Here is a 24,411-nt window from a genome sequence, read left to right as displayed (position 1 = left end):
ATGTCCTTCGACTCCCTCATCGAACTGGACGGCGTGGAGAAGACCTTCACCGTCCGCCGGAAGGCGGGCCCGTTCCGCCGCGAGAAGCGGGAGGTCCGGGCCGTCGACGGCATCTCGTTCACCGTGGAGCGGGGCGAGATGGTCGGCTACATCGGGCCGAACGGCGCCGGGAAGTCCACCACCATCAAGATGCTCACCGGCATCCTCACCCCCAGCGGCGGCCGCCTCCGCGTGGCCGGAATCGACCCCGCGCGCGAACGCACCCGCCTCGCCCGCCGCATCGGCGTCGTCTTCGGCCAGCGCACCACCCTCTGGTGGGACCTGCCGCTGAGGGACTCGTACCGGCTGACGCACCGCATGTACCGGATCCCCGACGACCGCTACCGCGAGAACCTGGCCCGCTGCGTCGACCTCCTCGACCTCGGCGACCTCCTGGACGTCCCGGTCCGCCAGCTCTCCCTGGGCCAGCGGATGCGCGGCGACATCGCCGCCGCCCTCCTCCACGACCCGGAGGTGCTGTACCTGGACGAGCCGACGATAGGCCTCGACGTCGTCTCGAAGTCCCGGGTCCGCGCCTTCCTCCGCGAGCTGAACGCCGAACGCGGCACGACGGTCCTCCTCACCACCCACGACCTCACCGACATCGAACAGCTCTGCTCGCGGGTGATGGTCATCGACCACGGGCGGCTGATGTACGACGGCGATCTCGCCGGCCTCCACGAGGTCGGCGGCGGCGAGCGGACGCTCGTGGTGGACCTGGCGCGCGAGCTGCCGCCGATCGAATCCGTGCCCGGCGCCCGCTTCGTACGGGCCGACGGACCGCGCCAGTACCTGGCCTTCCCGGCCTCCGCGTCGGCGGCGCCCCTGGTGGCGGCGGTGGCGGCGGCGTACCCGCTCGTCGACCTCTCGGTGCGGGAACCGGACATCGAGTCCGTGATCGCGAAGATGTACGGGGGAACTCACGAGGAGCGCCGGGAGTCCCTGATGTGAGGAGGTCTGGCGGATGGTGAGCTTCACGTACACGGCGGCGGACGAGGAACGGAACCGGGGCGTCCGCCGGATGAAGGCCCTGGCGACGGCGCTGCTGGCGCTGGTGGCGGTGATCTACGGGCTCGCGACCTGGGCGGAGAACTCCGGAGCGGGCGCCTGGGCGGGGTACGTGGCCGCGGCGGCCGAGGCGGGCATGGTCGGCGCGCTGGCCGACTGGTTCGCGGTGACGGCGCTCTTCCGCCACCCGCTGGGCCTCCCCATCCCGCACACGGCGATCATCCCCACCAAGAAGGACCAGCTGGGCGCCTCGCTCGGCTCCTTCGTCGGCGAGAACTTCCTCTCGGCCGACGTCGTACGGGGCCGGCTGCGGGCCCTGGGCATCGGCCGCCGCCTCGGCGTCTGGCTCGCCGACCCCGCCCACGCCGACCGGGTCACCGAGGAGCTCTCCACGGCCCTCCGGGGCGCCCTCACCGTCCTGCGCGACGCCGACGTGCAGGCGGTGGTGGGCGAGGCGATCACCCGACGGGCGGAGCAGGCGGAGATCGCCCCCGGCGTCGGCAAGACCCTGGAACACATGGTCGCGGACGGGGCCCACCGCCGCGCCGTCGACCTGATCTGCACCCGCGCCCACGACTGGCTGGTCACCCACGGCGACTCGGTCATGGACGCCGTCCAGGGCGGCGCCCCCGGCTGGACCCCCCGCTTCGTCGACCGCAAGGTCGGCGAGCGCGTCTACAAGGAGCTGCTGCGCTTCGTCACGGAGATGCGCGACATGCCGGGGCACCCGGCCCGCGGCGCCATCGACCGCTTCCTCACCGACTTCGCCGCCGACCTCCAGGCCGACACCGACACCCGCGCCCGCGTCGAACGCCTCAAGTCCGACCTGCTGGCCCGCCCCGAGGTCCAGGACGTCATCGCCTCCGCCTGGGCCTCCGTCCGCGCCCTCGTCATCGCCGCCGCCGAGGACGACCAGAGCCAGCTCCGGCTCCGCGCCCGCGCCTCCCTCATCTCCCTCGGCAAGCGCCTCGCCTCGGACCCCCGTCTCCAGTCCAAGGTCGACGGCTGGCTGGAATCGGCCACGATCTACCTCGTCACCACCTACCGCCCCGAGATCACCTCCCTGATCACGGACACGGTCGCCGGCTGGGACGCCGACCAGACCTCCAGGAAGATCGAGGCCAACATCGGCCGGGACCTCCAGTTCATCCGCATCAACGGCACGGTGGTAGGCGCCCTGGCCGGCCTCCTGATCTACACGGTCAGCCACGCACTGGGCGCCTGACCCCGCACGGCTCCGGGCCGGCGCGCACAGGCCGAACCCGGACGCCGAGCCCGGCGGGCGCGGCTGCGCCTGCGGGCCCGAAGCCCGTCAGCCGTGCTCGCGGGTGGCGGCCCAGGAGACCGCGGCCATCCCCCCGGCGACGGAGAACACCGCCGGCCAGGCCCCGATCTTCTTGGCCAGCGGATGCGACCCCCCGAACGCCGCCACGTAGGCCGCCGACAGCCCCACGGCCGCCTTCACCCCGCCCACCCGCTGCCACTCCCGAGCCGCCACCCCACCGGCCACGGCCAGCACCACCCCACCGAGCGGCCGCTTCCTGGTCCACCGAGCGACGGCGTATCCACCGACGAGCCCGGCGGCGGCGATGGCGGGGGAGGGGATGCGGGGCATGGTGTCACCTCGTGTTTGTCATGATGGAGCGTCCCTCACGAGGGTAACGACAGCCACGGACGGGCCAGGGGGCCAGGCCCCTTCCGATGCGACCCTTGCGTGAGCTCGTCACCCTTCGTGGTGGGTGCGGTGGTACGAGAGGTGGGCCGGGTCGATGGCGTGGCCCGCCACGGTACGCAGGCGCCGCAGTCCCTCGCTGCTCCCCCGCTCGTGGATGGTTCCGTCATCGCCGATGGTCAGCATGCCGAAGTCAAATGCCACATGGTGGTTGGGGCAGAGGCACAGGATGTTGTCCGTGCGGTCGGGGCCGTTGTGGGGGCGTCCCAGCGGCCTGACGTGGGCAGCTTCGGCGTACGCGCCTGTGGGCGTCGCGATCCGAAGGGCGCAGACCTGGCACGTGTAGTCGTGGAGTTCCTTGACCCTGTTGGCACGCTGAGTGCTGCGAACGAGGCGCTGGGTCACGACCGTTCGGCGATCGGGGAGCTCTCCCGGCTCGGGTTCCTGCAGCGGCTGTGCGTCGTCCGGGGCAGTGGCGGGTGAGGGGAACGGCAGGACGGCCTCGTCGAGAATCTTCGGCGTCTGAGGCGTGGGTGCTTCACCCAGGGCGCGCAGACGGAAGCGCCAGATGCGGAAGCCATCGGCTTCCCTGCGTTCCGACCAGTAGTCCTCTACGTGGAAGAGGCCGTCGTACCGAAGTCCTTGCGCGGGGGCGTAGGGCGAATGGTGGCCCGCTCCACGGATGACGCGGACGGGCGTGCCCGAGGCCACGCTGTTCACCAGAGCGGCGTTGCCTCGAGTCAACTCCTGGTCGTGTGTGTGCCGACCTTCGGTCATACCCCCCTGGCCGGTGTAGATGATCTCGGTCCCGAGGTCCTCGTCGTCCTCGTAGCCGCCCGACACGACGATGGACTTTGCGTCCTCGTTCTGCTTGCCCCAGATACCGGCCTGGCGGGGGCGGTGAAGGTTGGCGGCGGCGAGGGCATCACGGTTGGCGAACCTGGAGCCGACCGGAACGCAGGGAACAGGGCCGAACCCGTGGAATGCATGGGACTGCAGCCCGACAGCGATCAGGATGTCCTGCCAATCGATGTCGGTGAAGTACGTCTGGAGAAGCCGGCAGACGGCCTCGTCACGAAAGGACGTGTCGCTGGCCAGCCGCTCATACAGGTCCTTCTCGAGCCCGCCGAGCGGATCGTGCCGGTCCAGCCAGGAGCCCAGCTTCGACCCACGAGCCTGAGGGACCTCCTCCGTGATCCCCTCAAGAGTCCACAGCGGGGAACGGTGCAGGGCGGTAAAGGGGTACTCCGGGGCTGCTGCAGACCCGGGCTGCCCGTACGCGGCGAGGAGGGCCGCCAACTCATCCTTTGAAGCGAGCCAAGGAGTGAGCCGCTGCTTTCCCAGCCGTGCCCGCCCCGCTGCCCACAGCAGCAGGATCGGCTGGTGTCGCGCCGGCCGGCCAGATGAGCGGTCGACGCGGAGCGAGGTGAAGGCGTTCAGGTATCCGGTCGTGGTGCTGGTGTCCTCGGACAAGAGTGAGCTCCCCGTTGCGTGCCGGTAGGACGTGTCACTGCGACGCGCGGTCAGTCGGTCGATGGAGATGCAGCGAAGGTACTTCACGCGTCTGACAACGGGGCGAGAGCGGGACGACGAGCACGGTCTCCAGCTAGGGCTGGGAGACCGCCCCGTGGCACTCCCCGTAAGTCCGTCCCGTCCCGCACCAGCAAGCGTCCGTGCGCAGCGGGGGCCAGGGGGTGGCTCGGGAGCGGGCGGCGAGGGTGGTGGCGTACTGGGGGAGGAGGGCCGCCTGGGAGGGGTGGGTGGATTCGGAGGCGGCGAAGGCTTCGTAGGAGGGGACGGTGGCCCGGACGATGCCCAGGTTGGGGGTGCCGGCCGCGGAGAGTTCGCGGAGGGAGGCTTCGATGTCCGTCAGGTGGGCCCGGTAGGTGGGGTACTCCGTTTCCAGTTCCGGATAGGCCGCGAGGAGTTCGTCCAGTTCCTCGGCCGGCCAGTGGAGGACCGCCACCGGGAAGGGGCGGGAGAGGGCCGTGCGGTAGGCGCCCAGTTCCGAGCGGAGGCGGGTGATCTCGGCCTGGAGTTCCGCCGGGTCCGAGGAGCCCAGGGACCAGAGGCGCTTCGGGTCGTGGAGTTCGTCCAGGGGGATCTTGCCCTGGTGGAGGCGGTCCGCCTGGGTGTCCCAGTCGTCGTGGGGCCGGGCCAGCATGCGCCGGATGCGGTGGCGGGTGGCGAGGAGGGAGCGGGTGGGGTGGGGGAGCTCCGGGTCGCCCGGGGGGACCAGGAGGGTCGCCGCCTCGGTGAGGGTCTGCTCCGCCGCTTCCAGTTCGTCGTGCGCCTCCAGCGTCTCCGCCGCGATCTCCCACGGGGGCGCCTCCGACGGGCGGGAGCGGCGCAGGCCCTCGATGATGGCCCGCGCCTCGGCCTCGTGCCCGTACTCCCACAGGTTCGACGCCTTCAGCGCGCGGATCAGGTGGGGGTCCGCGGGGGTGCCGGACAGGAGGTCGTCGTAGAGGGTCGTCGCGCCCGGCCGGTCGTCCGCGAGTTCCAGGTGGGCGGCGGCCCGGAGCAGCAGCGGTTCCCGGTCGCCGGGGTACTGCTTGGCGGTGCGCAGCAGGCGCTCGGCTTCGGCGGTGTGGGCGGCAGGCGTGTCGGGGCGCATGTCGTCCACCGTACTGCTGTACGGCCCTGGAGAGTTGGCGCCGCAGCGCTTATCGTGCCGGGCGTGCGGGACAGGGGACGTGGGGGACGGGAGCGGGTGCCGGTCGTCGTCCAGGCGCGCTCGGGGCGCCGTGGACTCGCCCGCGCGCTCTGGTTCGCCGCGGAGACCGTCGTCACCTGCGGTGTTCTGATCCTCCTGCTCGTCGTGCACCAGCTGTGGTGGACCAACCAGCAGGCCCGCGCCGAGGCCGGCCAGCAGGTGGCCGTGCTGGAGCGCGAGTGGGAGATCTCTCCTTCGGAGGGGGCCGGGGCCGGGGCGGGGGCGGGCGTCGAGTCGTCCCCCTCCACGAGCGCCTCCCCTTCCGGCGGGGGCGGCGGTACCGGCGCTCCCGCCCCCGGGCCCTCCGCCGGCACGGGGTCCGCCGCCCGTCCGAAACCCTCCCCCTCTCCGGGCCGTACCCCTTCCGGCGCGACCTTCGCCGTGCTCCGGATCCCGCGGATCGGGCTGACCGTGCCCGTCGCCCAGGGGATCTCCAAGAGCAAGGTGCTCGACAAGGGGTACGTGGGGCACTACCCGGGCACGGCCGCGCCGGGGCAGGCGGGGAACGTGGCGCTCGCCGGGCACCGGAACACGCACGGCGAGCCGTTCCGGTACGTCAACCGGCTGCGCAAGGGGGACGAGATCACGCTGCGGACGCGGGAGGGGACGTACACCTACCTCGTCGACCGGATCCTGCCGGTGACCTCGCCCCGCGACACCGGTGTCATCCAGCCGGTGCCGCGGTCGATCGTCAAGCCCTCGTACGGGTACTCCAAGGCCGGCTCCTACCTCACCCTCACCACCTGCACCCCCGAGTTCACCTCCCGCTACCGGCTCATCGTCTGGGCGACCCTGCGGCGGTGAGGGCGGCACCGGCCGACCCCGGGAAGCCAGGACCAGGGCCAGGACCAGGATCAGGAAGCCAGGGCCAGGGTCGGGGCGTTCGTTCCCGGGTCGGGAACTCTTCCGTACGGCCGTTCGTCCTACCCGACGGACAGTGAAGTCAGAGGAACGGGGGGCGTGATGAGCGGGAGTCTGGTCCTGCGCCGATTCGCGCCCCTCGTCTTCCTCTCCGTGCTCCTCGCGCTCGCGATCGCGTTCGCGGGGTCGGTCGTCTCGTACGGCTCCCTCGGCGCGGCCGTCGTCCTCGCCGTCTCCACCGTCCTCTGCGCCCTCGTCGGCGTCCGTACGGCTCCGGCCGTGCCGCCCACCCTCATACGCACCGCGCTGCGCGACCGGGCCCGCCGTACGGCCTTCCTCCCGCAGCGCGACCCCGACGCCGCCGGACGGAGCCGACCCCGGGCACCCGGGCGTTCCCTCCCGACGGCCGCGTAGGCGTTCCCGCACCCGCACCTGCACCACCGCAGCACGTCCCGCGAGACGCCTTCGCGCGGTCCGTCATGCCGAGACCCACCATCCCCGGCACGACGAACCCCGGAGGGTTCCCTTGTCCCTGTTCCCGTCCCCGCTCCTCGACGCCTTCTCCGCGCTCGTCGACCGGCTCGCCGAGCTGCTCCAGCCGCTCGCCGCCGACGCCTCGACCGCCGCCGCCGTCGTCGTCTTCACCGTGCTCGTCCGGCTCGCCGTCCATCCCCTCTCCCGCGCCGCCGTGCGGGGGCAGCGGGCCCGGGTGCGGCTCGCGCCCCGGGTCGCCGCGCTCCGGGAGAAGCACAAGAACCGGCCGGAGCGCCTCCAGCGGGCGATCCTGGACCTGCACGCCGAGGAGAAGGTCTCGCCGTTCGCGGGGATCCTGCCGAGCCTGCTCCAGGTGCCCGCGTTCCTCCTCCTGTACTCGCTCTTCTCCTCCGGCGACCGGATGGGCGGGCACCAGCTGCTCGCCGCGCCCCTCGACGGCCGCTGGACCGGTGCCCTCGGCGACGGCGGGCCCTTCGGACCGGCCGGGCTCGTGTACGTCGCCCTCTTCGCGACGGCCCTCGCCGTCGCCGCGTTCCAGTACGTCAGGACCCGCCGGGAGACGCCGGCGGGACCGGCCGGGGGAGACGTCCCCACGGCGCTGGGCCGGATCCTGCCGCTGCTCTCCTTCGGGACCGTCGTGACCGTCGCCGTCGTGCCGCTCGCCGTCGCCCTCTACGTCGTCACCAGCACCGCCTGGTCCGCCGTCGAGCGGGCGCTGCTCATGCGGCGGCCGCTTCCCCCGAGCGTTCCTACTCGCGCGTAAGGGTCCGCAGGGTGAACGGGGTCTTGCGGGCTGAACGGGAGTCTTGGAGGATCGGACGATCCTCCGATGGCCGCACTCCATCGGCCGGGGCACCGAAGGGCCTCCCCCCAGGCCCACCTCGACCACAGGGAGAAGACCATGAAGCTGCTGCGAGTCGGCCCGCCGGGCGCCGAGCGTCCCGCCCTCCTCGACGGGGACGGGACCCTCCGTGACCTGTCCTCCTTCACCGACGACGTCGACGGCGGTCTGCTCTCCGACACCGCCACGCTCGACCGGATCCGCGCCGCCGCCGAGGCCGGCGTGCTGCCCGCGTACGGCGTGTCCGGGGACTCCACCGGGCTGCGCGTCGGCCCGCCGGTCGGCCGGATCGGCAAGGTCGTGTGCATCGGGCTGAACTACCACGGCCACGCCGCCGAGACCGGGCAGGCCACCCCGACCGAGCCGGTCGTCTTCCTCAAGGCCGCCGACACCGTCGTCGGCCCCGACGACACCGTGCTCGTGCCGCGCGGCTCGGTGAAGACCGACTGGGAGGTCGAGCTGGCGATCGTCATCGGCCGGACCGCCCGCTACCTGGAGACCGACGAGGAGGCGCTGGCGCACGTCGCCGGGTACGCGCTCGCGCACGACGTCTCCGAGCGCGAGTTCCAGATCGAGCGCGGCGGCACCTGGGACAAGGGCAAGAACTGCGAGACCTTCAACCCGCTCGGGCCCTGGCTGGTCACCGCCGACGAGGTGCCCGACCCGCAGGACCTCACGCTGCGCCTGTGGGTCAACGGCGAGCTGAAGCAGGAGGGACACACCTCGGACCAGATCTTCCCGGTCGCCGAGGTCGTCCGGTACGTGAGCCGGTTCATGACCCTCTACCCGGGCGACGTCATCAACACCGGTACGCCCGCCGGCGTCGCCATGGGGCAGCCGGATCCCAAGCCGTACCTCCGTCCCGGCGACGTCGTCGAGCTGGAGATCGAGGGCCTGGGGCGCCAGCGCCAGGAACTGAAGAGCGCCTGAGGCGCTCCCCGGGAACCCGAGCCGAAGGGGGGCGCCTGAGCGCTCCCCGGAAGCCGAGCCGAGGGATGCCTGAGCACGCGCGAGGCGTCGAGCCGAGGGGCGCCTGAGTGCTCGCGAGGAGCCGAGCCGAGGGTCGCCTGAGGTGCCGTGCGCCCGCCGGGCGGCGGTGGCCCGGTCTCCGATTCTGGCGGCACCCCGCGTGGGGTGCCGCCATTTTCGTACCTTTTTATGCATATTGCGGCATATGGAACCTGTGAAGACCGAACGTGCTCCTCGCCGCAGAGCCCACCTCGCCCTCTCCGCCGCGACGGCGGTCCTCGCCGCCGGTGCCCTCGTCGGCGGCCTCGCCGTCACCGGCGCCGCCGATCCCCTGCCCGGCGGACTCGGCCCCTGCAAACCGGGCAAGTGCCCGCCCACGTACCCCGACATCAACAGCGGCGAGGTCGTGTGGCGGGACAACGGCGTCAACGTCTTCGTCGGCGGCGACTTCCTCGTCCGCGAGGCCGCCGCCGAGGCCGAGGGCAAGGTCGTGGTCCTCGGCGGCTTCGACCAGGCCAAGCGCGCGGACGTCTCCCAGGTCTACAACGTCGGCGTCGCCGGAGCCGGTTCACGCGTCGTGCCCGACAACGGCACCGCGTTCCTCAGCGTCGGCGGGAACATCACCGTCGCCACCGGGCAGCGCCTCCTCACCGAGGAGGGCGTGGTCACCGGCAAGACGCTGTACGCGGGCACCGTCACCGGCACCGTGATCCCGGCACCCGTCAAGGACGCCGGCGCCGTCGCCCCGTACACCGCGCTGCGCGACGAACTGACCGACGCCAGCCAGTGTTACGCGTACGTCGACGGGGCCTCCCGCACCGCCACCGGAACGGCCGTCAACAACGGCTCCGAGACCGTCTTCACCGGGGACGGCAGCTCCGCGCTCCAGGTCTTCAACGTCGACTTCGACCTGGAGTCGCCGAGCGGAGGGCAGCAGGGCATCGTCTTCGCGAAGATCCCCGCGAACGCGACCGTCCTCGTCAACGTCCTCGGCGGCGAGCGGACCATCGACACCTACGTCAACGGCCTGCCGGGACTCCGCGACCGGCTGCTGTGGAACTTCCCCGACGCGACCCGGGTGAAGTTCGAGGGCACGGCGCAGTTCGCGGGCAGCGTCCTGATCGGCGACCAGGCCAGCACCACCACCATCACCATGCCGGGCATGAACGGCCGCTTCTTCACGACCGGCAACCTGACCCACGCCTCCGAGCCGGGCGGGGGCGGCGGCCAGGAGATCCACAACTACCCGTTCGACGGCGACCTGCCGGACTGCGACGAGAGCAGCCCGACGCCCACCACGCCGACCCCGACGGACACCACCCCGACGCCGACCGAGCCGACGCCGACCCCGACGGACACCACGCCCACGCCGACGGAGCCGACGCCCACGGAGACCACCCCCACCCCCACGGAGCCCACTCCCACGGAGCCCACTCCCACGGACCCGACGCCCACGGAGACCACGCCCACGCCCACGCCCACCGAGCCCACGCCGAGCCCGACCGACTCCGCCGACGGCGGCACGACCGACGGCGGATCGGACAACGGCGGGTCCGGCAACGGCGGGTCCGGCAACGGCGGGTCCGACGGAGGAGGGTCCGACGGGGGCTACGGTGACGACACCGGCGGAAGCGCCGGTGGGAACACCGGCGGGAGCAGCGGCACCGGCGGCCACCACGGCGGCGGCCAGCTCCCCGAGACGGGCGCCGGCACCGGGAAGATCGTCATGGGAGTGACGGCGGCCGGTCTCGCCCTCGGCGGCGGTCTCCTCGTCGCCGTCAGCCGCCGGCGCCGTCGGTCGGACGGGTCAGCCTGACGGTGACCCCCTCGCGGGCCGACCGCCGCGCCGCCTCCAGGACGTCCAGGGCGGTGGCGGCCTCGTGCGCGGTGACCGGGTTCGGCCCGGTACCGCGCGCGGCGGCGGCGACGGCCGCGTAGTACGCCGGGTAGTCCCCCGGCAGCGACTCGACCGGCGTCCCGCCGCTGGTCAGCGGGGACTCCCCGGAGCCGATCCGGCCCCACAGCGCCTCGGGCTCCACGCCCCAGGGCGTGCCGGGGTCGGGCCGCAGCCCCTCGCGCAGGGCCGCCTCCTGGGAGTCGAGGCCGTACGTCACGAAGCCGGCGCGCTGCCCGAGCACCCGGAAGCGGGGGCCCAGCTGGGCGGTGGTGGCGCTCATGTACAGATGGGAGCGGACGCCGTTCGCGTGCGTGAGGGCGACGAAGGTGTCGTCGTCGGCCTCCGCGCCCGGGCGGCGCACGTCGGACTCGGCGTAGACGGAGACGGCCGGGCCGAAGAGGACCAGGGCCTGGTCGACGACGTGGCTGCCGAGGTCGTACAGGAGCCCGCCGACCTCCTCCGGGGCGCCGGACTCGCGCCAGCCGCCCTTCAGGCGCGGCCGCCACCGCTCGAAGCGGGACTCGAAGCGCTGGACCTCGCCGAGCTCGCCCTCCTCCAGGAGGTGGCGGAGGGTGAGGAAGTCGCTGTCCCAGCGCCGGTTCTGGAAGACGGAGAGCAGCAGGCCGCGCTCCTCGGCGAGCTCCGCGAGGCCGCGTGCCTCGGCGGCGGTGGCGGCGAGCGGCTTGTCGACGACGACGGGCAGCCCGGCCCTCAGGGCGGCCTCGGCGAGCGGGACGTGGGTCTTGTTCGGGGAGGCGACCACGACGAGGTCCAGCTCCGGGGCCCCGTCCGCCCAGAGCTCCTCCGGCCGTTCGACCACCCGGACGTCCGGGTGGGCGGCCCGCGCCTCGGCGGCGCGCTCGGGGTTGCCGGTGGTGACGGCGGCGAGCGTCAGGCCGGGGGAGGAGGAGATGAGCGGGGCGTGGAAGACGGAACCCGCGAGGCCGTAGCCGATGAGGCCGACGCGGAGGGGGAGGGGGGTGGTCGTCATGGGCGCCACTTAAGCAACGCTGTTGCCGAAGTGCAAGCAGGGGAGAGAATGGGCCGGTGACGGTGATGACGAGAGACCCCGGCGGCGGCGCCAACCTGTCGGCGCTGCGGGGCCACAACGCGGCGCTCGTGCTCGACCTGCTGCGTACGGCGGGGGAGGGGGGCATCAGCCGGCTCGAACTCGCCGAGCGCACCGGCCTCACCCCCCAGGCCGTCAGCAAGATCACGGCTCGGCTGCGCGCCGAGGGACTGGCGGCGGAGGCCGGCCGCCGGGCCTCGACCGGCGGGAAGCCCCGTACGGTCCTCCGCCTGGTCCCCACCGCCGCGCACGCGGTCGGCGTCCATCTCGACCGCGACGAACTCACCCTCGTCCTCACGGACCTCACCGGCGCCCCGGTCGCCGTCCGTCACCGCCCCCTGACCCTGGCCGACGGCCCGGCCCCGGTCCTGGCGGCGGTGGCGGAGGAGACGCGGGCGCTGCTGGCACGGGCCGGAGCGGCGGCCCCGACCGGGACGGCGGTACGGGCAGGGACGGCGGTACGGGCAGGGACGGCGGTACGGGCAGGGACGGCGGTACGGGCAGGGACGGTGGCCCCGGCCGCGACGGTGGCCCCGATCGGGGCGCACCCCGGCCCCGCACCGGGCCCGACGGGTACGTCGACGGGCGCCGGGGCCGTCACGCCGACGGGCGCCGAGACCGTCACCCCCGGGACCGGGGCGGAGGTCGCCTCGGCCGGGGCGGAGGCCGACGGGATCGTCGTGCTCGGTGTCGGGGTCGCCATGCCCGGGCCGCTGGACCACCGGCTCGGGGTGCCGGGGCGGGTGACGGGGGCGCCGGTCTGGGACGGGTTCCCGGTGCGGGAGGTGCTGGAGGCCGGGCTCGGGCTGCCGGTCACGCTCGACAAGGACACGAACGCCGCCGCCCTCGGGCTCGCGGTCCGGCCCGGCGCGCCCCGCTCGTTCGCCTACGTCCACCTCGGTACGGGGCTCGGCGCCGGTCTCGTCGTCGGCGGCGCGCCGCTGCGGGGCGAGCGGACCGGGGCGGGCGAGCTCGGCCACCAGACCGTCCAGCTCGACGGGCCCCGGTGCGACTGCGGGGCGCGCGGGTGCCTGGAGGTGCTGTGTCTCGCGGCGGTGGCGCGGGGGGAGCTGCCCGAGGCCGCGCGGATCCTCGGCACCGGCGCGGCCAACCTGGTCCGGCTCCTCGACATCGACCGGGTCCTGCTCGGCGGCCGGGTGGTGCTGGGCGCGCCCGGGGTCTTCGCGGAGGGCGTCTCGGCCGTCCTGGCCGACCTCCGCCTCCCGACCCCGGTCGAGGTGACGTCGGGTCCGCACGCCGTGGCCCGGGGCGCCGCCCAGCTGGTCCTGGCCCCGGTCTTCGGCCTGGCTCCGCCGAATCACCCGTCGGCGTACCCGCCGAACCATCCGTCGGCGTATGCGCCGAATCACCCGCAGGCGTACCCGCCGAACCACCCGTCGGCGTATTCGTCGGAAGACCGGACCATACGCTGATCGGGCGGATCCGGCGGCTCGGTCGGGGGGCCTGCGGGTGTCGCCGGGAGGTTCGGGGCGGGGCGTGTGGCAGCGTCGCGGGCGAGACGTACGTCCGCGAGCAGCAAAGGCATCCGCACATGGCATCCGCCCCCCGGCCCCTGCGTAGCGCCCGTGCCCTCGCCGCCGCGGCCCTCACGCTGACCGGCACCCTGTTCTCCGCCGCGGCCCCCGCCCCCGCCGCCGCCGTGGCTTCCCCCGCCGCCGAGGCCCCCGCCCCCGCCCCCGCCCCCGCCCCGGTCTGCGGTGCCGCCGCCGACTCCGGCTTCCCGCTCGAAACCCGGATCCAGGACGACGGCCCCGCCGAGTACCCCGCCGGAGGGGCCTTCAGGACCTGGGAGCTGGAGGTGCGGAACACCACCGGGCGGGCCTGCGCGGAGGTGCATCCGGTGCTCGTCCTCGTCGACGAGGGGCGGGTGCTGCGTCCCGAGCAGATCCGGCTGGAGTTCTACGACGCGGAGGGCGACCGGTGGCGGCCGGTCGCCTTCGAGGCGACCGAGGAGGCGGAGAGCGTGGGCGCGTTCACCGGGTTCGGGGGGTTCGCCGTGCCCGCCCGACGGGCCGTCACCGTTCCCGTCCGGCTGGCCTTCCGGGCGGACGCCGTGCCCGGGGAGGTCGTCGTCAACGCCGCGCTCGTCCAGCGCCGGGGCGCCGACGGCGACTGGGTCGGCCGCTCCGGCGACCACCGCCTCACGATCGGGCCGCCCGCCCCCGCCGCCCCTTCCCGCCCGCCCGCCCCTCCCGTCCCCTCCGCTCCCGCGGACCCGACGGGAGCCGCCACCCCCGTACCCACCCCCGTACCCGACCGACCCTCCCTTTCCCTCCCCCTCCCCGTTCCCCTTCCTCCTCCGTCCTCGGCCGACCGGCCTCCCGCGCCCCTCTCCCGGCCCGAACTCGCCCACACCGGCCGGGATGGGGCCGTTCCGCCGGCCCTCTGGGCCGCGGCCCTCGCCCTCGCCGGAGCGGTCCTCCTCCGCGCCGGCCGCCGTCTGCGGCGCGACTGAGCCGCCGGGGTCCCAAGGCCACCTGAATCCCAAGGCCACCTGAAGCCCAAGGCCGCCGGGATCCGCAAGGCCACCCGCGGCGCCGGCGAAACCGGTCGCGCCGACCACCCGCCGGCGCCGAACCTGCAGGCCATCCTCCGTACACCCGCCCGTTCACCCCCGTCTGCGACCATCGCCGGATGAACCACCACCACGCCCCCAGTGCCCCCGGCGCCCCCGTCCGCTCCGGTGTCCCGGAGCACGGCCGGGTGCCCAAGTACTACGCCGTGAAGGCGCGACTCGCCGTGCTCGTCGACGAGTTGGGGGAGGGGGGCGTGCTGCCCGCCGAGCGCGACCTCGCCGTGCGGTACGAGGTGTCCCGGGAGACCGTCCGGCAGGCCCTGCGCGAGCTCCTCCTGGAGGGCAGGCTGCGGCGGCGGGGGCGGGGCACGGTCGTCGCCGGGCCCAAGCTGGAACAGCCGCTCTCCCTGGCCAGTTACACCGAGGGCGTCCGCCGCCAGGGCCGCCGCCCGGGCCGCAGCGTGGTCTCCCTCGACCGCTTCCCCTGCCCCGACGCGCTCGCTCCCGAGGTCGGCGTCGCGCCCGGCGAGCCCGTCTGGCACATGGAGCGGGTGCTGCTCGCCGACGACGAGCGGGTCGGTCTGGAGAGCACGTACGTCTCCGAGGCCCGCGTCCCCGGTCTGGACACCGACTTCGACCCGGACTCGTCCTTCTACGGCTACCTCCGCGAGCGGCTCGGCATCTCCTTCGGCGACGCCGACGAGCGGATCGAGACCGTGCTCGCCACCCCGCGCGAGGCCCTGCTCATCGGCACCCCGCCCGCCCTGCCGATGCTGCTGCTGCACCGCGTCTCCCGCGACGAGGACGGCCGGCCCCTGGAGCGGGTCCGCACCCTCTACCGCGGCGACCGCTTCAGTTTCACCGCCCACCTCGGCCGCCAGGACTGAACCGAGAAGTCCCGGTATCGACCACCCCGTTCATCACGGGAAGGTAACGGGTCTAGTCCAAGCTTGTCGGTCCGTTCACCGTTCCGTCGCCCGCCCGACCGGCCCGGGTCACCCACCGCCCCGACCGTGGACGGCATGAAGGTGATCGTCGTAGGAGCCGGCGTGGTGGGCACCATGCACGCCTGGCAGGCAGTGGAACGCGGCCACGAGGTCGTACACATCGAGCGCGAGGCCGAGGCGCGCGGAGCCTCCCTGAGGAACTTCGGCCAGATCTGGGTCAGCGGACGCGCGGGCGGCGAGGAACTCGACACCGCCCTGCGCGCCCGCGAGCTCTGGGAGGGGATCGGCGCCCGCGTCCCCCGCCTCGGCTTCCGGGCCATCGGCTCCCTCACCCCCGTCCGGGGCGAGCTCGAACTGGCCGTCGCCGAGGCGGCCGTGGCCCGCCCGGACGCCGCCGCCCGCGGCTACGAGCTGCTCACCCCCGAGGCGGCCCGGGCGGTCAACCCGGCCCTGCGCGGCGCCTTCGACGCCGCCCTGTGGTGCGAGCGGGACGCCGCCGTCGAGCCGCGCACCGCGCAGCTCGCCCTCCGCGAGGCCCTCCTCGCCACCGGCCGCTACACCTTCCTCCCGAACCGCGAGGTCCGCGAGGTCGTCGGCGAGCACGCCGTCCGCGACGACCACGGCGATCTGCACAGCGGCGACGCCGTCGTCCTGTGCACCGGTGCCTGGCTCTCCGGCCTGGTCCGCGAGGTCGCCGGTGCGGTGCCCGTGCGCCGCGTCCGCCTCCAGATGATGCAGACCGCCCCGCTCGGCGAGCCGCTGACGACCTCGGTCGCCGACGCGGACTCCTTCCGCTACTACCCGGCCTACGCCTCCGGCGCGCTCGACGCGCTCAACGCGGGCCAGGCGCAGGACCCGACCGCCGCCGCCCACAAGATGCAGCTGCTCATGGTGCAGCGCCTCGACGGCGGACTGACCATCGGCGACACCCACGAGTACGAGCACCCCTTCGCCTTCGACACCGTCGAGGACCCCTACGAGCACCTCGTCCGCGTCGTCGAGTCCCTGCTCGGCCGCCCGCTGCCGGCGATCCGGCGCCGCTGGGCCGGGGTGTACGCGCAGTGCGTGGACACCACCAGGGTCGTCCACCGCCAGCGGGTACGGGACGGGGTCTGGCTCGTGACCGGACCCGGCGGCCGCGGCATGACCTGCTCGCCCGCCATCGCCGAGAAGACCGCGAACGAACTGGGCTGGTGACACCGATGACCGACACGAACCTCGACCTCGTCGTCCTCGACATGGCCGGCACCACCGTCGCCGACGACGGCCTCGTCGAGCGGGCCTTCACGGCCGCCGCCGAACGCCTCGGCGAGGACCCCGCCGCGATGATCGGCCACGTCCGCGCCACCATGGGCGAATCGAAGATCACCGTCTTCCGCCACCTCTTCGGCGGCGACGAGCAGCGCGCCCGGCAGGCCAACGCCGCCTTCGAGGAGGCCTACGGGGAGTTGGTCTCCGAGGGCCTCGTCGCCCCCGTCCCCGGCGCCGCGGAGGCCGTCGCCGCCCTCCGCGAGCAGGGCCGTACCGTCGTCCTCACCACCGGCTTCGCCCGCGTCACCCAGGACGCCGTCCTCGACGCGCTCGGCTGGCGGGACCTCGCCGACCTCACCCTCTGCCCGGCCGACGCCGGCGGCCGAGGCCGCCCGTACCCGGACATGGTCCTCGCCGCCCTCCTCCGTACCGCCGCCGTCGACGACGTGCGCCGGACCGTCGTCGCCGGCGACACCTCGTACGACATGCTGACCGGTGTCCGCGCCGGTGCCGGGATCGTCGCCGGCGTCCTCACCGGCGCCCACGACGGGCCCGCCCTCACGGAGCACGGCGCCACCCACGTCCTCGGCTCGGTCGCCGAACTCCCGGCGGCGATACGGGAGTACGAGGCATGACCAGCGGCATCCGCTTCGACGCCGTCTCCGTCGCCTACGGGGACACCACCGTCCTCGACTCGTTCGACCTCACCGTCGCACCCGGCGAGGTGATGGCCCTCCTCGGGCCCTCGGGCTCCGGCAAGACCACCGCCCTGCGGACCGTCGCCGGATTCGTCCGGCCCTCCGCCGGCCGCGTGTACATCGGCGACCGGGACGTCACCGACCTCCCGCCGTACCAGCGGGGCATCGGGATGGTCGTCCAGCAGTACGCCCTCTTCCCGCACATGCGCGTCGACGAGAACGTCGCCTTCGGGCTCAAGGCGCGCAAGCACCCCAAGGCCGAGATCCCCGGCCGGGTCGCCGAGGCCCTGGAGACCACCGGGATGGGGGCGTACGCCAAGCGCCACCCCCGCGAGCTCTCCGGCGGACAGCAGCAGCGCGTCGCCATCGCCCGCGCCCTCGCCATCCGCCCCGACGTCCTCCTCCTCGACGAACCGCTCTCCGCGCTCGACGCCCAGCTCCGCTCCGGCATGCTCGCCGAGCTGGCCAGGCTCCACCGCGAACTCCCCGACGTCTCCGTCCTGTACGTCACCCACGACCAGGTCGAGGCGCTCACCCTCGCCGACCGGATCGCCGTCATGGACCGGGCCCGCCTCCGGGACTGCGGCACCCCGCAGGAGCTGTACCGGCGGCCCCGCACCGAGTTCACCGCCTCCTTCGTCGGCAACGCCAACCTGCTGCCGGTCCGGGTCGGGCCCGACGGCGTCGACTTCGCCGGCACCGCCCTGAAGGTCCCGGTCGGCGACGCGGCCCCCGGAGCGGCCGCCACCCTCTGCGTACGGCCCCACCTCATCGGCCTCGGCGAGGGCCCCAACGCCCTGCGCGGCCGGATCGCCGAGGTCCAGTGGCGGGGCGCCACCCACCGGCTGTACGTCGACGTCGGCGGGCACCGTGTGAAGGCGGACGTGCGGGAGCTGCGGGACACTCCGCCGCTGGGCTCGGAGGTGGTGCTGCACTTCGCGCCCGAGGACGCGGTGCTGCTGGCCGCGGGGGTGGACGGTGGCTAGCGCCCGGGCCGCCGCGCCGGCCGCGGTCGTGGCGGCCCGCCCGCCCCGGAGCCGTACGGTCCCGGCCTGGCTGTGGGCCCTGCCCCCCGTCGCCGTCCTCGCCCTGGTCTTCCTCTATCCGCTCGGGCTCGTCGTCCGGGAGTCGCTGGCGCCCGGCGCGTACGCCGACGTCCTCGCCTCCGCCTCCTTCCGGGACGCGCTGGTCACCACCGTGTGGCTCGCGGCCGGCGCCACCGTCGGCTGTCTCGTCCTCGGGTTCCTCCTCGCGCTGATCGTGGCCTTCGTGCCCTTCCCCGGCGCCAGGGCGGTCTCCCGTTTCATCGACGTCTTCCTCTCCTTCCCGTCCTTCCTCGTCACCCTCGCCCTGCTCTTCGTGTACGGCACGGTCGGCATGGCCAACGGGCTGTGGACCGGCGCCACCGGCGCCGCCGAGGGACCCTTCCACTTCCTCACCACCCCGTGGGGCGTGCTCCTCGCCGAGGTCACGTACTTCACGCCCTTCGTGATGCGGCCGCTGCTCGCCGCCTTCTCGCAACTGGACACCGCCCAGTTGGAGGTGGCGTCCTCGCTCGGCGCCCGGCCGGCGCGGATCGTGCGGCGGGTGATCCTCCCCGAGGCGCTGCCCGCGCTCGCGGCCGGCGGCAGCCTCGTCCTCGTCATGTGCCTCAACGAGTTCGGCATCGTCCTCTTCACCGGGGCCAAGGGCGTCACGACCCTGCCGATGCTCGTCTACTCCAAGGCCATCCTCGAATCCGACTACGCCGCGGCCTGCGTCGTCGCCGTCGTCAACGTCGCGATCTCCGTCGGCCTCTACGCCGTCTACCGGACGCTGACCGCCACCGCCGGCCGGAGCCCCCGACCGGTGCCGGAAGGGAGCAAGCGTGCTGGTGCATAGCCGAACCGGGCGGGCCGCGTCCTGGCTCGTCTTCGCGGTCCTCTTCGTGCCGCTCTTCGCCGTCCCCCTCCTCGTCGTCGTCGCCGCGTCCCTCTCCACCCACTGGTCGGGCGCCTTCCCCTCCGGCCCGACCGCCGAGCACTACACGGCGGCCGTCCGCGGGGAGTCCCTCCAGGCCCTGACGACCAGCCTCGTCACCGCCGCCGCCGCGAGCCTCCTCGCGCTCACCCTCGGCACCTGGGCCGCGCTCGCCGCCGCCGCCCTGCGCGGCAGGGGCCGCCGGTTCCTGGACGCGCTCTTCGTGCTCCCGCTCGCCGTGCCGTCGGTGGTGGTCGGCCTCGCCGTCCTGGTGGCTTTCTCCCGGCCTCCGCTGCTCCTCAACGGCACCCGCTGGATCGTGATCCTCGCCCACACGGTGCTGGTCACGGCCTTCGCCCACCAGTCGGTCTCGGCGGCGATCCGCCGCCTCGACCCGATGTACGAGCAGGCGGCGGCCGGGCTCGGCGCCCGCCCCTGGTACGTCCTCCTCCGGGTCAAGCTGCCCCTGCTGCTGCCCTCCCTGAGCGCCGCCGCCGGGCTCTGCTTCGCCCTGTCCATGGGGGAGTTGAGCGCCACGATGATGCTCTACCCGCCGGACTGGACGCCGCTGCCGGTGCTGGTCTTCACCGCCACCGACCGCGGGTCCCTCTTCACCGGATCGGCGCTGGCCGTGGTCCTCATGGCCACCACCCTGCTGGTCCTGCTCGCCGTCTCCCGTATCCGCACCAGAGCGTCCTACCGCTAACCCTCACGCAGGAGAAGAACGACGTCATGCGCATGCACGCCAAGCCGGTCGCCGCCGTCACCGGAGCCCTCGCCCTCGCCGCCTCCCTCACCGCCTGCGGCGGCTCCTCCGCCGCCTCCGACGAGAAGGTCGTCACCGTCTACAGCGCCGACGGCCTCAAGGGCGAGAAGGGCGACGGCTGGTACGACAAGGTCTTCGCCGACTTCGAGAAGGAGACCGGCATCGAGGTGAAGTACGTGGAGGGCGGCTCCGGCGAGATGGTCCAGCGGGCCCTGCGCGAGAAGTCGAACACGCAGGCCGACGTCATCGTCACCCTCCCGCCCTTCATCCAGCAGGCCGGCTCCAAGGGCCTCCTCCAGAAGTACACCCCGAAGGGCGCCGACCGGGTGGACGGCGCCGACAAGGCCGCCGACGGCTCCTGGACCTCCGTCGTCAACAACTACTTCGGCTTCGTCCACAACAAGAAGGAGCTGCCGCAGGCCCCCGGCACCTGGGAGGCCCTCCTCGACGGCACGTACAAGAACAAGCTCCAGTACTCCACCCCCGGCGTCGCCGGCGACGGCACCGCCGTCCTCATCAAGGCCATGCACGACTTCGGCGGCCAGGCACCCGCCATGGAGTACCTGAAGAAGCTCCAGGCCAACAACGTCGGCCCGTCCTCCTCCACCTCCAAGCTCGCCCCCAAGGTCGACAAGGGCGAACTCCTCGTCGCCAACGGCGACGTGCAGATGAACTTCGCCCAGGCCAAGTCCATGCCGAACCTCGCCATCTGGTTCCCGGCCAAGGAAGGCGGCAAGCCCACCACCTTCGCCCTGCCCTACGCGGCCGGCCTGGTGGACAAGGCCCCGCACACCGAGAACGGCAAGAAGCTCCTCGACTTCATGCTGAGCGAGGGCGCCCAGCGCGAGGTCAGCGCCGTCGGCGGCGGCTTCCCCGCCCGCAAGGACGTCAAGGCCACCGACGCCAACGCCATCGAACTCGCCCGGCTGATCGAGGGCGTCGAGATCTTCGAGCCGGACTGGGCCGACATCGACGAGAACCTCACCTCCTACGTCGACGCGTGGAAGTCCGCGACCGGCAGCTGAGAGTCCGCCGGCGCCGTCACGCCGGGCCCGCCGATCCGCCGCACGATCGACGGGGTCACCGTGACGGCTTCCTGACCTAGGCTGGGGGCGTCGCCACAGCGCTGTCGCGTCGCCCCCAGCACACGCACGTCACGTACGGCAGGAGTCCCGCACCCATGGCAGAGCGCAAGCCGATCGAATCCTGGCTGACCGACATGGACGGCGTCCTCATCCACGAGGGCGTCCCGATCCCCGGCGCCGACGCGTTCATCAGGAAGCTGCGGGACACCGGAAAGCCGTTCCTGGTCCTCACCAACAACTCGATCTACACCGCCCGGGACCTGCACGCCCGCCTCGCCCGGATGGGCCTGGAGGTCCCCGTCGAGAACATCTGGACCTCGGCGCTCGCGACCGCCAAGTTCCTCGACGACCAGCGCCCCGGCGGCACCGCGTACGTCATCGGCGAGGCCGGCCTCACCACCGCCCTCCACGACATCGGCTACGTCCTCACCGACCACGACCCCGACTACGTGGTCCTCGGCGAGACCCGGACGTACTCCTTCGAGGCCATGACCAAGGCGGTCCGCCTCATCAACAACGGCGCCCGCTTCATCTGCACCAACCCCGACGAGACCGGCCCCTCGCTGGAGGGCCCGCTCCCCGCCACCGGCTCCGTCGCCGCCCTCATCACCAAGGCCTCCGGCAAGGCGCCCTACTTCGCCGGCAAGCCCAACCCGCTGATGATGCGCACCGGGCTCAACGCGATCGGCGCGCACTCCGAGTCCAGCGCGATGATCGGCGACCGGATGGACACCGACATCCTGGCGGGCCTGGAGGCGGGCATGCAGACCTTCCTCGTCCTCACCGGCCTGACCTCGGAGGCGGAGATCGACCGCTTCCCCTTCCGACCCTCCAAGGTCGTGAAGTCGATCGCGGACCTCGTCGACCGCGTGTAGCGCCCACCGGGCGCCGCCCCTGCGGATGCGAAACCCGCCGAACCGGGTGACCCTGCCAGTACCAGGAGGTCACAATGCGTTCAGGTCCCCTCGCTCTCCGTGCCGCAGGGGCGGCACTGGCTCTGGTGCTCGCTCCCGGCGCCGCCACCGCCCTCGCCCACGACGGCGTCCAGGTCACCGTCACCCCGTCCGCCGCCGCACCCGGAGCCGACGTCGACGTTCGCGCCCAGGGCTGCAAGGGCACCACCGGCGCCGCCAAGTCCCCGGCGTTCGTCGCGGACGCCGAGCTGACCGGCCGGGACGGCGGCGACTACGCCGTCTTCGGCGGGGCCACCGTCCGGACGGGCCTCGAAGACGGCACCTACAAGGTCTCCGTCACCTGCGACGGCCACGACCACCCCGACGTCGGCACCCTCACCGTCCGCCACCACCAGCGGCCCACCCACCGCCCGGCCCCGGTCGCCCCCGTCGCCCCGGTCCGCGCGGGCGGCGGCGGCACCGCGGCCTTCGCCGCCCCCGCCGCGCCCGGTGTCGCCCAGACGGCGAGCGAGGACGGCCTCGGCACCCCGTACACCCTGCTCGGCCTCGGCATGGCCGGCGCCGCCGCCGTCGCGGTCGCCTTCCGGAGCTCCCGCCGCCGGCGTACGGAATAGGCGTGGCCGCGTCGAGCCACCCGGTCACCGGCGTGGCCTGGGCGGTCCTGCTCCTCGGGCTCTGGCTCTGGGGCCACGACGCGGCCCGGGGCCCCGGCGGCAGCTCGGCCCCCACGCACGGCGACATCGCGGCGGTCGGCCGCCCCCTGGGCGTGGACCTGCCGCCGTCCCGGCCGCCGATACCGGACACCGCCGAGCCCCGCCGGGTCGAGATCCCCGCCCTCGGCATCGACGCCCCCGTCGTCCCCCGGGGCCTCGACGCCACCGGGGCGGTGGACCCGCCCCCGTACGAGCTGCCGCACACCGTCGGCTGGTACGGCCCCGGCACCACCCCCGGCGCGGCGGGCCCCGCCCTCCTCGTCGGCCACGTCGACACCGACACCCGCCCCGCCGTCTTCTACGGCCTCAGCGCCACCCGCCCCGGCGAGACCGTCCGCGTCACCCGGACGGACGGTTCGGTCGCGGTCTTCACCGTCGACGACGTCTCCGTGGTCCCCCGCGACGCCTTCGACCCCGGGAAGGTCTACGGACCCCACGACCCCACCCGCTCCGAACTGCGGCTCATCACCTGCGGCGGCGCCTTCGACCGTGAGGCCGGCCTGTACACCGCGAACGTGGTCGTCTCGGCCTACCTGACGGGCGCGGAGTAGCTCCGGGGGCGGCGGGGGCCGCTCCGGAGGACCTGGCCGCGGCCGGCGGACCGCGTCCCACGGGCCGCCGGCCGGGCCGGTCCTCGACCGCGGGCTCACGGGCTGCGGGAGGAGCCCGGCGCCGCCGCGGGAGGCGGGAGTTCCGCACACTGTAGAGGGCCGTGCCTCGCACGGCCCAGAGCGCTGCCGTGTCACGATGGTCACGACTCCACCACCCCGCACGCGCCCGAGGCCCGTATGCCCGCACGCCCGCACGCGTCCCCCGCCGGCCCCGGGCCCGTGCCCCTTCCTCCCGCGCCGCGCGGCCCGTCGCACCCGCCCCCGCACCGGCCCCTCGCGGCCCTCGCGCTCCTGGGACTCCTCGCGGTCACGGGCTGCGGGACGCCCGGCGCGGAGCCGGGCGCGCCCGGCCCGTCGGCGGCCTCCGCCCCCGCCCCCTACTGGGTGAACCCGGACGGGAAGGCCGCCCGCGCCGTGGCCGCCCACCGCGCGGCGGGCCGGACCGCCGAGGCCGCGCTGCTCGGCCGGATCTCGACCCACCCGGTGGCGGAGTGGATCGGCCCCGACCGGCCGGAGGCGGAGGCCCGGGCGCTCACCGAGGCGGCGGCGAAGGCCGGCCTGGCCTCGCTGCTCGTCCTCTACGACATCCCGAACCGCGACTGCGGCCTCCACTCGGCCGGCGGCGCGCGCGACGGGAAGGCGTACCTCGCCTGGGTGGACGCCGTCGCCCGGGGGATCGGCGCGCGGCGGGCGACGGTGGTCCTGGAGCCGGACGCGGTGATGCACGTGGTCGACGGCTGCACCGTCGAGCGGCAGCCCGGCGAGCGGTACGCGCTGCTCAGGTCCGCCGTCGAGCGCCTCCGGAGGCAGCCGCAGGTCACCGTCCACCTGGACGCGGGCAACGCGGGCTGGGCCGCTCCGGAGAAGCTGGCCGAACCGCTCCGGCAGGCCGGCATCGCCGCCGCCGACGGCTTCGCGGTGAACGTCTCGAACTTCCGCACGACCGAGGAGAGCGTGGCGTACGGGCGCGCGCTCTCCGCGCTGGTCGGCGGCAAGCCCTTCGTCGTCGACACCAGCCGGAACGGAAACGGCCCCTACGCCGAGGGCGACCCGGCGGAGAACTGGTGCAACCCGCCGGGCCGCGCGCTCGGCGAGCCGCCGACCCTGCGGACGGGCGACCCGCTGGTCCGCGCCTATCTGTGGATCAAGCGGCCCGGCGAGTCGGACGGGGAGTGCCGGGGCGGCCCGAGGGCGGGGGAGTGGTTCGACGCGTACGCCCTGGAACTCGCCCGCAACGCACGGTAGTCGGAGTGTGGCGACAAGAAGGCCCCGCGCTTTCGCGAGGGGCCGTCTCTGTCGGTGCGCCGCCAGGGACTCGAACCCCGGACCCCCTGATTAATATTAAGCTGCGGGAACCAACAGAG

Annotated in this window: 24 protein-coding genes; 20 read left to right on the top strand and 4 right to left on the bottom strand. The window is 74.0% G+C overall.

All coding sequences use genetic code 11. The features are described from left to right. Positions 1 to 990 carry an ATP-binding cassette domain-containing protein gene (locus ACFQ8C_RS13755; protein ID WP_383456101.1) on the top strand — a complete coding sequence of 330 codons (990 nt, stop codon included), beginning with the start codon at positions 1 to 3 and terminating at the stop codon, positions 988 to 990. A 13-nt stretch (positions 991 to 1,003) separates the two neighbouring features. Then, complete coding sequence (locus ACFQ8C_RS13750; protein ID WP_383456098.1) at positions 1,004 to 2,272, top strand: DUF445 domain-containing protein; 1,269 nt, start codon at positions 1,004 to 1,006, stop codon at positions 2,270 to 2,272. 87 nt (positions 2,273 to 2,359) lie between these two features. On the opposite strand, the gene ACFQ8C_RS13745 is transcribed toward ACFQ8C_RS13750, so the two are convergent. The 3 genes from ACFQ8C_RS13745 to ACFQ8C_RS13735 all read right to left on the bottom strand — a co-directional run bounded on the left by ACFQ8C_RS13745 (position 2,360) and on the right by ACFQ8C_RS13735 (position 5,336). After that, positions 2,360 to 2,662 (bottom strand): hypothetical protein, encoded by a 303-nt coding sequence (locus ACFQ8C_RS13745; protein ID WP_383456095.1) that lies wholly within the window; start codon positions 2,660 to 2,662, stop codon positions 2,360 to 2,362. Positions 2,663 to 2,770: 108 nt separating this feature from the next. Further along, positions 2,771 to 4,192, bottom strand: a complete 1,422-nt coding sequence (locus ACFQ8C_RS13740; protein WP_383456092.1) for a YDG/SRA domain-containing protein — start codon at positions 4,190 to 4,192, stop codon at positions 2,771 to 2,773. 133 nt (positions 4,193 to 4,325) lie between these two features. Next, positions 4,326 to 5,336 carry an SEC-C metal-binding domain-containing protein gene (locus tag ACFQ8C_RS13735; RefSeq protein WP_383456090.1) on the bottom strand — a complete coding sequence of 337 codons (1,011 nt, stop codon included), beginning with the start codon at positions 5,334 to 5,336 and terminating at the stop codon, positions 4,326 to 4,328. 63 nt (positions 5,337 to 5,399) lie between these two features. On the opposite strand from ACFQ8C_RS13735, the gene ACFQ8C_RS13730 reads away from it, so the two are divergent. From ACFQ8C_RS13730 to ACFQ8C_RS13710, 5 genes are all read left to right on the top strand, one after another. Further along, complete coding sequence (locus ACFQ8C_RS13730; protein ID WP_383456087.1) at positions 5,400 to 6,239, top strand: class E sortase; 840 nt, start codon at positions 5,400 to 5,402, stop codon at positions 6,237 to 6,239. Positions 6,240 to 6,398: 159 nt separating this feature from the next. Beyond that, positions 6,399 to 6,710, top strand: a complete 312-nt coding sequence (locus ACFQ8C_RS13725; protein WP_383456085.1) for a DUF6412 domain-containing protein — start codon at positions 6,399 to 6,401, stop codon at positions 6,708 to 6,710. Between the two features lie 112 nt (positions 6,711 to 6,822). After that, positions 6,823 to 7,554 (top strand): YidC/Oxa1 family membrane protein insertase, encoded by a 732-nt coding sequence (locus tag ACFQ8C_RS13720; RefSeq protein ID WP_383456082.1) that lies wholly within the window; start codon positions 6,823 to 6,825, stop codon positions 7,552 to 7,554. A gap of 138 nt (positions 7,555 to 7,692) precedes the next feature. Beyond that, a complete protein-coding gene (locus ACFQ8C_RS13715) occupies positions 7,693 to 8,562 on the top strand; it encodes a fumarylacetoacetate hydrolase family protein (RefSeq protein WP_383456079.1) in 870 nt (289 codons plus the stop codon). A 244-nt stretch (positions 8,563 to 8,806) separates the two neighbouring features. Continuing rightward, positions 8,807 to 10,417 (top strand): choice-of-anchor A family protein, encoded by a 1,611-nt coding sequence (locus ACFQ8C_RS13710; protein ID WP_383456077.1) that lies wholly within the window; start codon positions 8,807 to 8,809, stop codon positions 10,415 to 10,417. Here ACFQ8C_RS13710 and ACFQ8C_RS13705 read toward each other — a convergent pair. After that, the gene (locus tag ACFQ8C_RS13705) at positions 10,380 to 11,489 is read right to left on the bottom strand and encodes a Gfo/Idh/MocA family oxidoreductase (RefSeq protein ID WP_383456074.1); all 1,110 of its coding nucleotides are present in this window, start codon (positions 11,487 to 11,489) and stop codon (positions 10,380 to 10,382) included. The genes ACFQ8C_RS13710 and ACFQ8C_RS13705 overlap by 38 nt on opposite strands. 65 nt (positions 11,490 to 11,554) lie before the next feature. Between ACFQ8C_RS13705 and ACFQ8C_RS13700 the strand changes: the two genes are divergently transcribed. From ACFQ8C_RS13700 to ACFQ8C_RS13640, 13 genes are all read left to right on the top strand, one after another. Next, positions 11,555 to 13,000: an ROK family protein gene (locus ACFQ8C_RS13700; RefSeq protein ID WP_383456071.1), complete on the top strand. Its 1,446-nt coding sequence runs from the start codon at positions 11,555 to 11,557 to the stop codon at positions 12,998 to 13,000. A 119-nt stretch (positions 13,001 to 13,119) separates the two neighbouring features. Then, a complete protein-coding gene (locus ACFQ8C_RS13695) occupies positions 13,120 to 14,043 on the top strand; it encodes a hypothetical protein (RefSeq protein ID WP_383456068.1) in 924 nt (307 codons plus the stop codon). A 179-nt stretch (positions 14,044 to 14,222) separates the two neighbouring features. Continuing rightward, on the top strand, positions 14,223 to 14,990 hold the full coding sequence (locus ACFQ8C_RS13690) for a GntR family transcriptional regulator (protein WP_383456066.1): 768 nt from the start codon (positions 14,223 to 14,225) through the stop codon (positions 14,988 to 14,990). Between the two features lie 135 nt (positions 14,991 to 15,125). Beyond that, a complete protein-coding gene (locus tag ACFQ8C_RS13685; RefSeq protein WP_383456063.1) occupies positions 15,126 to 16,247 on the top strand; it encodes a TIGR03364 family FAD-dependent oxidoreductase in 1,122 nt (373 codons plus the stop codon). 5 nt (positions 16,248 to 16,252) lie between these two features. Beyond that, the gene (locus ACFQ8C_RS13680) at positions 16,253 to 16,936 is read left to right on the top strand and encodes a phosphonatase-like hydrolase (RefSeq protein WP_383456060.1); all 684 of its coding nucleotides are present in this window, start codon (positions 16,253 to 16,255) and stop codon (positions 16,934 to 16,936) included. Beyond that, complete coding sequence (locus ACFQ8C_RS13675; protein WP_383456057.1) at positions 16,933 to 17,985, top strand: ABC transporter ATP-binding protein; 1,053 nt, start codon at positions 16,933 to 16,935, stop codon at positions 17,983 to 17,985. The genes ACFQ8C_RS13680 and ACFQ8C_RS13675 overlap by 4 nt, the downstream gene beginning before the upstream one ends. After that, positions 17,978 to 18,880 (top strand): 2-aminoethylphosphonate ABC transporter permease subunit, encoded by a 903-nt coding sequence (locus tag ACFQ8C_RS13670; protein WP_383456054.1) that lies wholly within the window; start codon positions 17,978 to 17,980, stop codon positions 18,878 to 18,880. The genes ACFQ8C_RS13675 and ACFQ8C_RS13670 overlap by 8 nt, the downstream gene beginning before the upstream one ends. Continuing rightward, positions 18,867 to 19,664: an ABC transporter permease subunit gene (locus ACFQ8C_RS13665; RefSeq protein ID WP_383456051.1), complete on the top strand. Its 798-nt coding sequence runs from the start codon at positions 18,867 to 18,869 to the stop codon at positions 19,662 to 19,664. Before ACFQ8C_RS13670 ends, ACFQ8C_RS13665 begins: the two co-directional genes overlap by 14 nt. Before the next feature lie 26 nt (positions 19,665 to 19,690). After that, on the top strand, positions 19,691 to 20,749 hold the full coding sequence (locus tag ACFQ8C_RS13660) for a 2-aminoethylphosphonate ABC transporter substrate-binding protein (RefSeq protein WP_383456049.1): 1,059 nt from the start codon (positions 19,691 to 19,693) through the stop codon (positions 20,747 to 20,749). 155 nt (positions 20,750 to 20,904) lie between these two features. Next, positions 20,905 to 21,684 carry an HAD-IIA family hydrolase gene (locus tag ACFQ8C_RS13655; protein WP_383456047.1) on the top strand — a complete coding sequence of 260 codons (780 nt, stop codon included), beginning with the start codon at positions 20,905 to 20,907 and terminating at the stop codon, positions 21,682 to 21,684. Between the two features lie 74 nt (positions 21,685 to 21,758). Next, the gene (locus tag ACFQ8C_RS13650; protein ID WP_383456045.1) at positions 21,759 to 22,337 is read left to right on the top strand and encodes a hypothetical protein; all 579 of its coding nucleotides are present in this window, start codon (positions 21,759 to 21,761) and stop codon (positions 22,335 to 22,337) included. Positions 22,338 to 22,339: 2 nt separating this feature from the next. Further along, positions 22,340 to 22,987 (top strand): class F sortase, encoded by a 648-nt coding sequence (locus ACFQ8C_RS13645; RefSeq protein WP_383456042.1) that lies wholly within the window; start codon positions 22,340 to 22,342, stop codon positions 22,985 to 22,987. 279 nt (positions 22,988 to 23,266) lie between these two features. Further along, positions 23,267 to 24,292 (top strand): glycoside hydrolase family 6 protein, encoded by a 1,026-nt coding sequence (locus tag ACFQ8C_RS13640; protein WP_383456040.1) that lies wholly within the window; start codon positions 23,267 to 23,269, stop codon positions 24,290 to 24,292. The last annotated feature ends 119 nt before the right edge of the window (positions 24,293 to 24,411 follow it).

The organism is Streptomyces sp. NPDC056503, assembly GCF_042794995.1.
Classification (GTDB): Bacteria; Actinomycetota; Actinomycetes; order Streptomycetales; family Streptomycetaceae; genus Streptomyces.
The sequence above is the reverse complement of the archived record's forward strand: the minus strand, read 5'-3'. Positions and strand labels throughout refer to the sequence as shown.

Coding starts and splice junctions, on each gene's coding strand:
- ACFQ8C_RS13705 (WP_383456074.1), bottom strand. CDS start 11,489: ATGACGACCACCCCCCTCCCCCTCCGCGTCGGCCTCATCGGCTACGGC.
- ACFQ8C_RS13745 (WP_383456095.1), bottom strand. CDS start 2,662: ATGCCCCGCATCCCCTCCCCCGCCATCGCCGCCGCCGGGCTCGTCGGT.
- ACFQ8C_RS13755 (WP_383456101.1), top strand. CDS start 1: ATGTCCTTCGACTCCCTCATCGAACTGGACGGCGTGGAGAAGACCTTC.
- ACFQ8C_RS13650 (WP_383456045.1), top strand. CDS start 21,759: ATGCGTTCAGGTCCCCTCGCTCTCCGTGCCGCAGGGGCGGCACTGGCT.
- ACFQ8C_RS13680 (WP_383456060.1), top strand. CDS start 16,253: ATGACCGACACGAACCTCGACCTCGTCGTCCTCGACATGGCCGGCACC.
- ACFQ8C_RS13695 (WP_383456068.1), top strand. CDS start 13,120: ATGGCATCCGCCCCCCGGCCCCTGCGTAGCGCCCGTGCCCTCGCCGCC.
- ACFQ8C_RS13685 (WP_383456063.1), top strand. CDS start 15,126: ATGAAGGTGATCGTCGTAGGAGCCGGCGTGGTGGGCACCATGCACGCC.
- ACFQ8C_RS13700 (WP_383456071.1), top strand. CDS start 11,555: ATGACGAGAGACCCCGGCGGCGGCGCCAACCTGTCGGCGCTGCGGGGC.
- ACFQ8C_RS13725 (WP_383456085.1), top strand. CDS start 6,399: ATGAGCGGGAGTCTGGTCCTGCGCCGATTCGCGCCCCTCGTCTTCCTC.
- ACFQ8C_RS13690 (WP_383456066.1), top strand. CDS start 14,223: ATGAACCACCACCACGCCCCCAGTGCCCCCGGCGCCCCCGTCCGCTCC.
- ACFQ8C_RS13735 (WP_383456090.1), bottom strand. CDS start 5,336: ATGCGCCCCGACACGCCTGCCGCCCACACCGCCGAAGCCGAGCGCCTG.
- ACFQ8C_RS13655 (WP_383456047.1), top strand. CDS start 20,905: ATGGCAGAGCGCAAGCCGATCGAATCCTGGCTGACCGACATGGACGGC.
- ACFQ8C_RS13660 (WP_383456049.1), top strand. CDS start 19,691: ATGCGCATGCACGCCAAGCCGGTCGCCGCCGTCACCGGAGCCCTCGCC.
- ACFQ8C_RS13675 (WP_383456057.1), top strand. CDS start 16,933: ATGACCAGCGGCATCCGCTTCGACGCCGTCTCCGTCGCCTACGGGGAC.
- ACFQ8C_RS13750 (WP_383456098.1), top strand. CDS start 1,004: ATGGTGAGCTTCACGTACACGGCGGCGGACGAGGAACGGAACCGGGGC.
- ACFQ8C_RS13715 (WP_383456079.1), top strand. CDS start 7,693: ATGAAGCTGCTGCGAGTCGGCCCGCCGGGCGCCGAGCGTCCCGCCCTC.
- ACFQ8C_RS13710 (WP_383456077.1), top strand. CDS start 8,807: ATGGAACCTGTGAAGACCGAACGTGCTCCTCGCCGCAGAGCCCACCTC.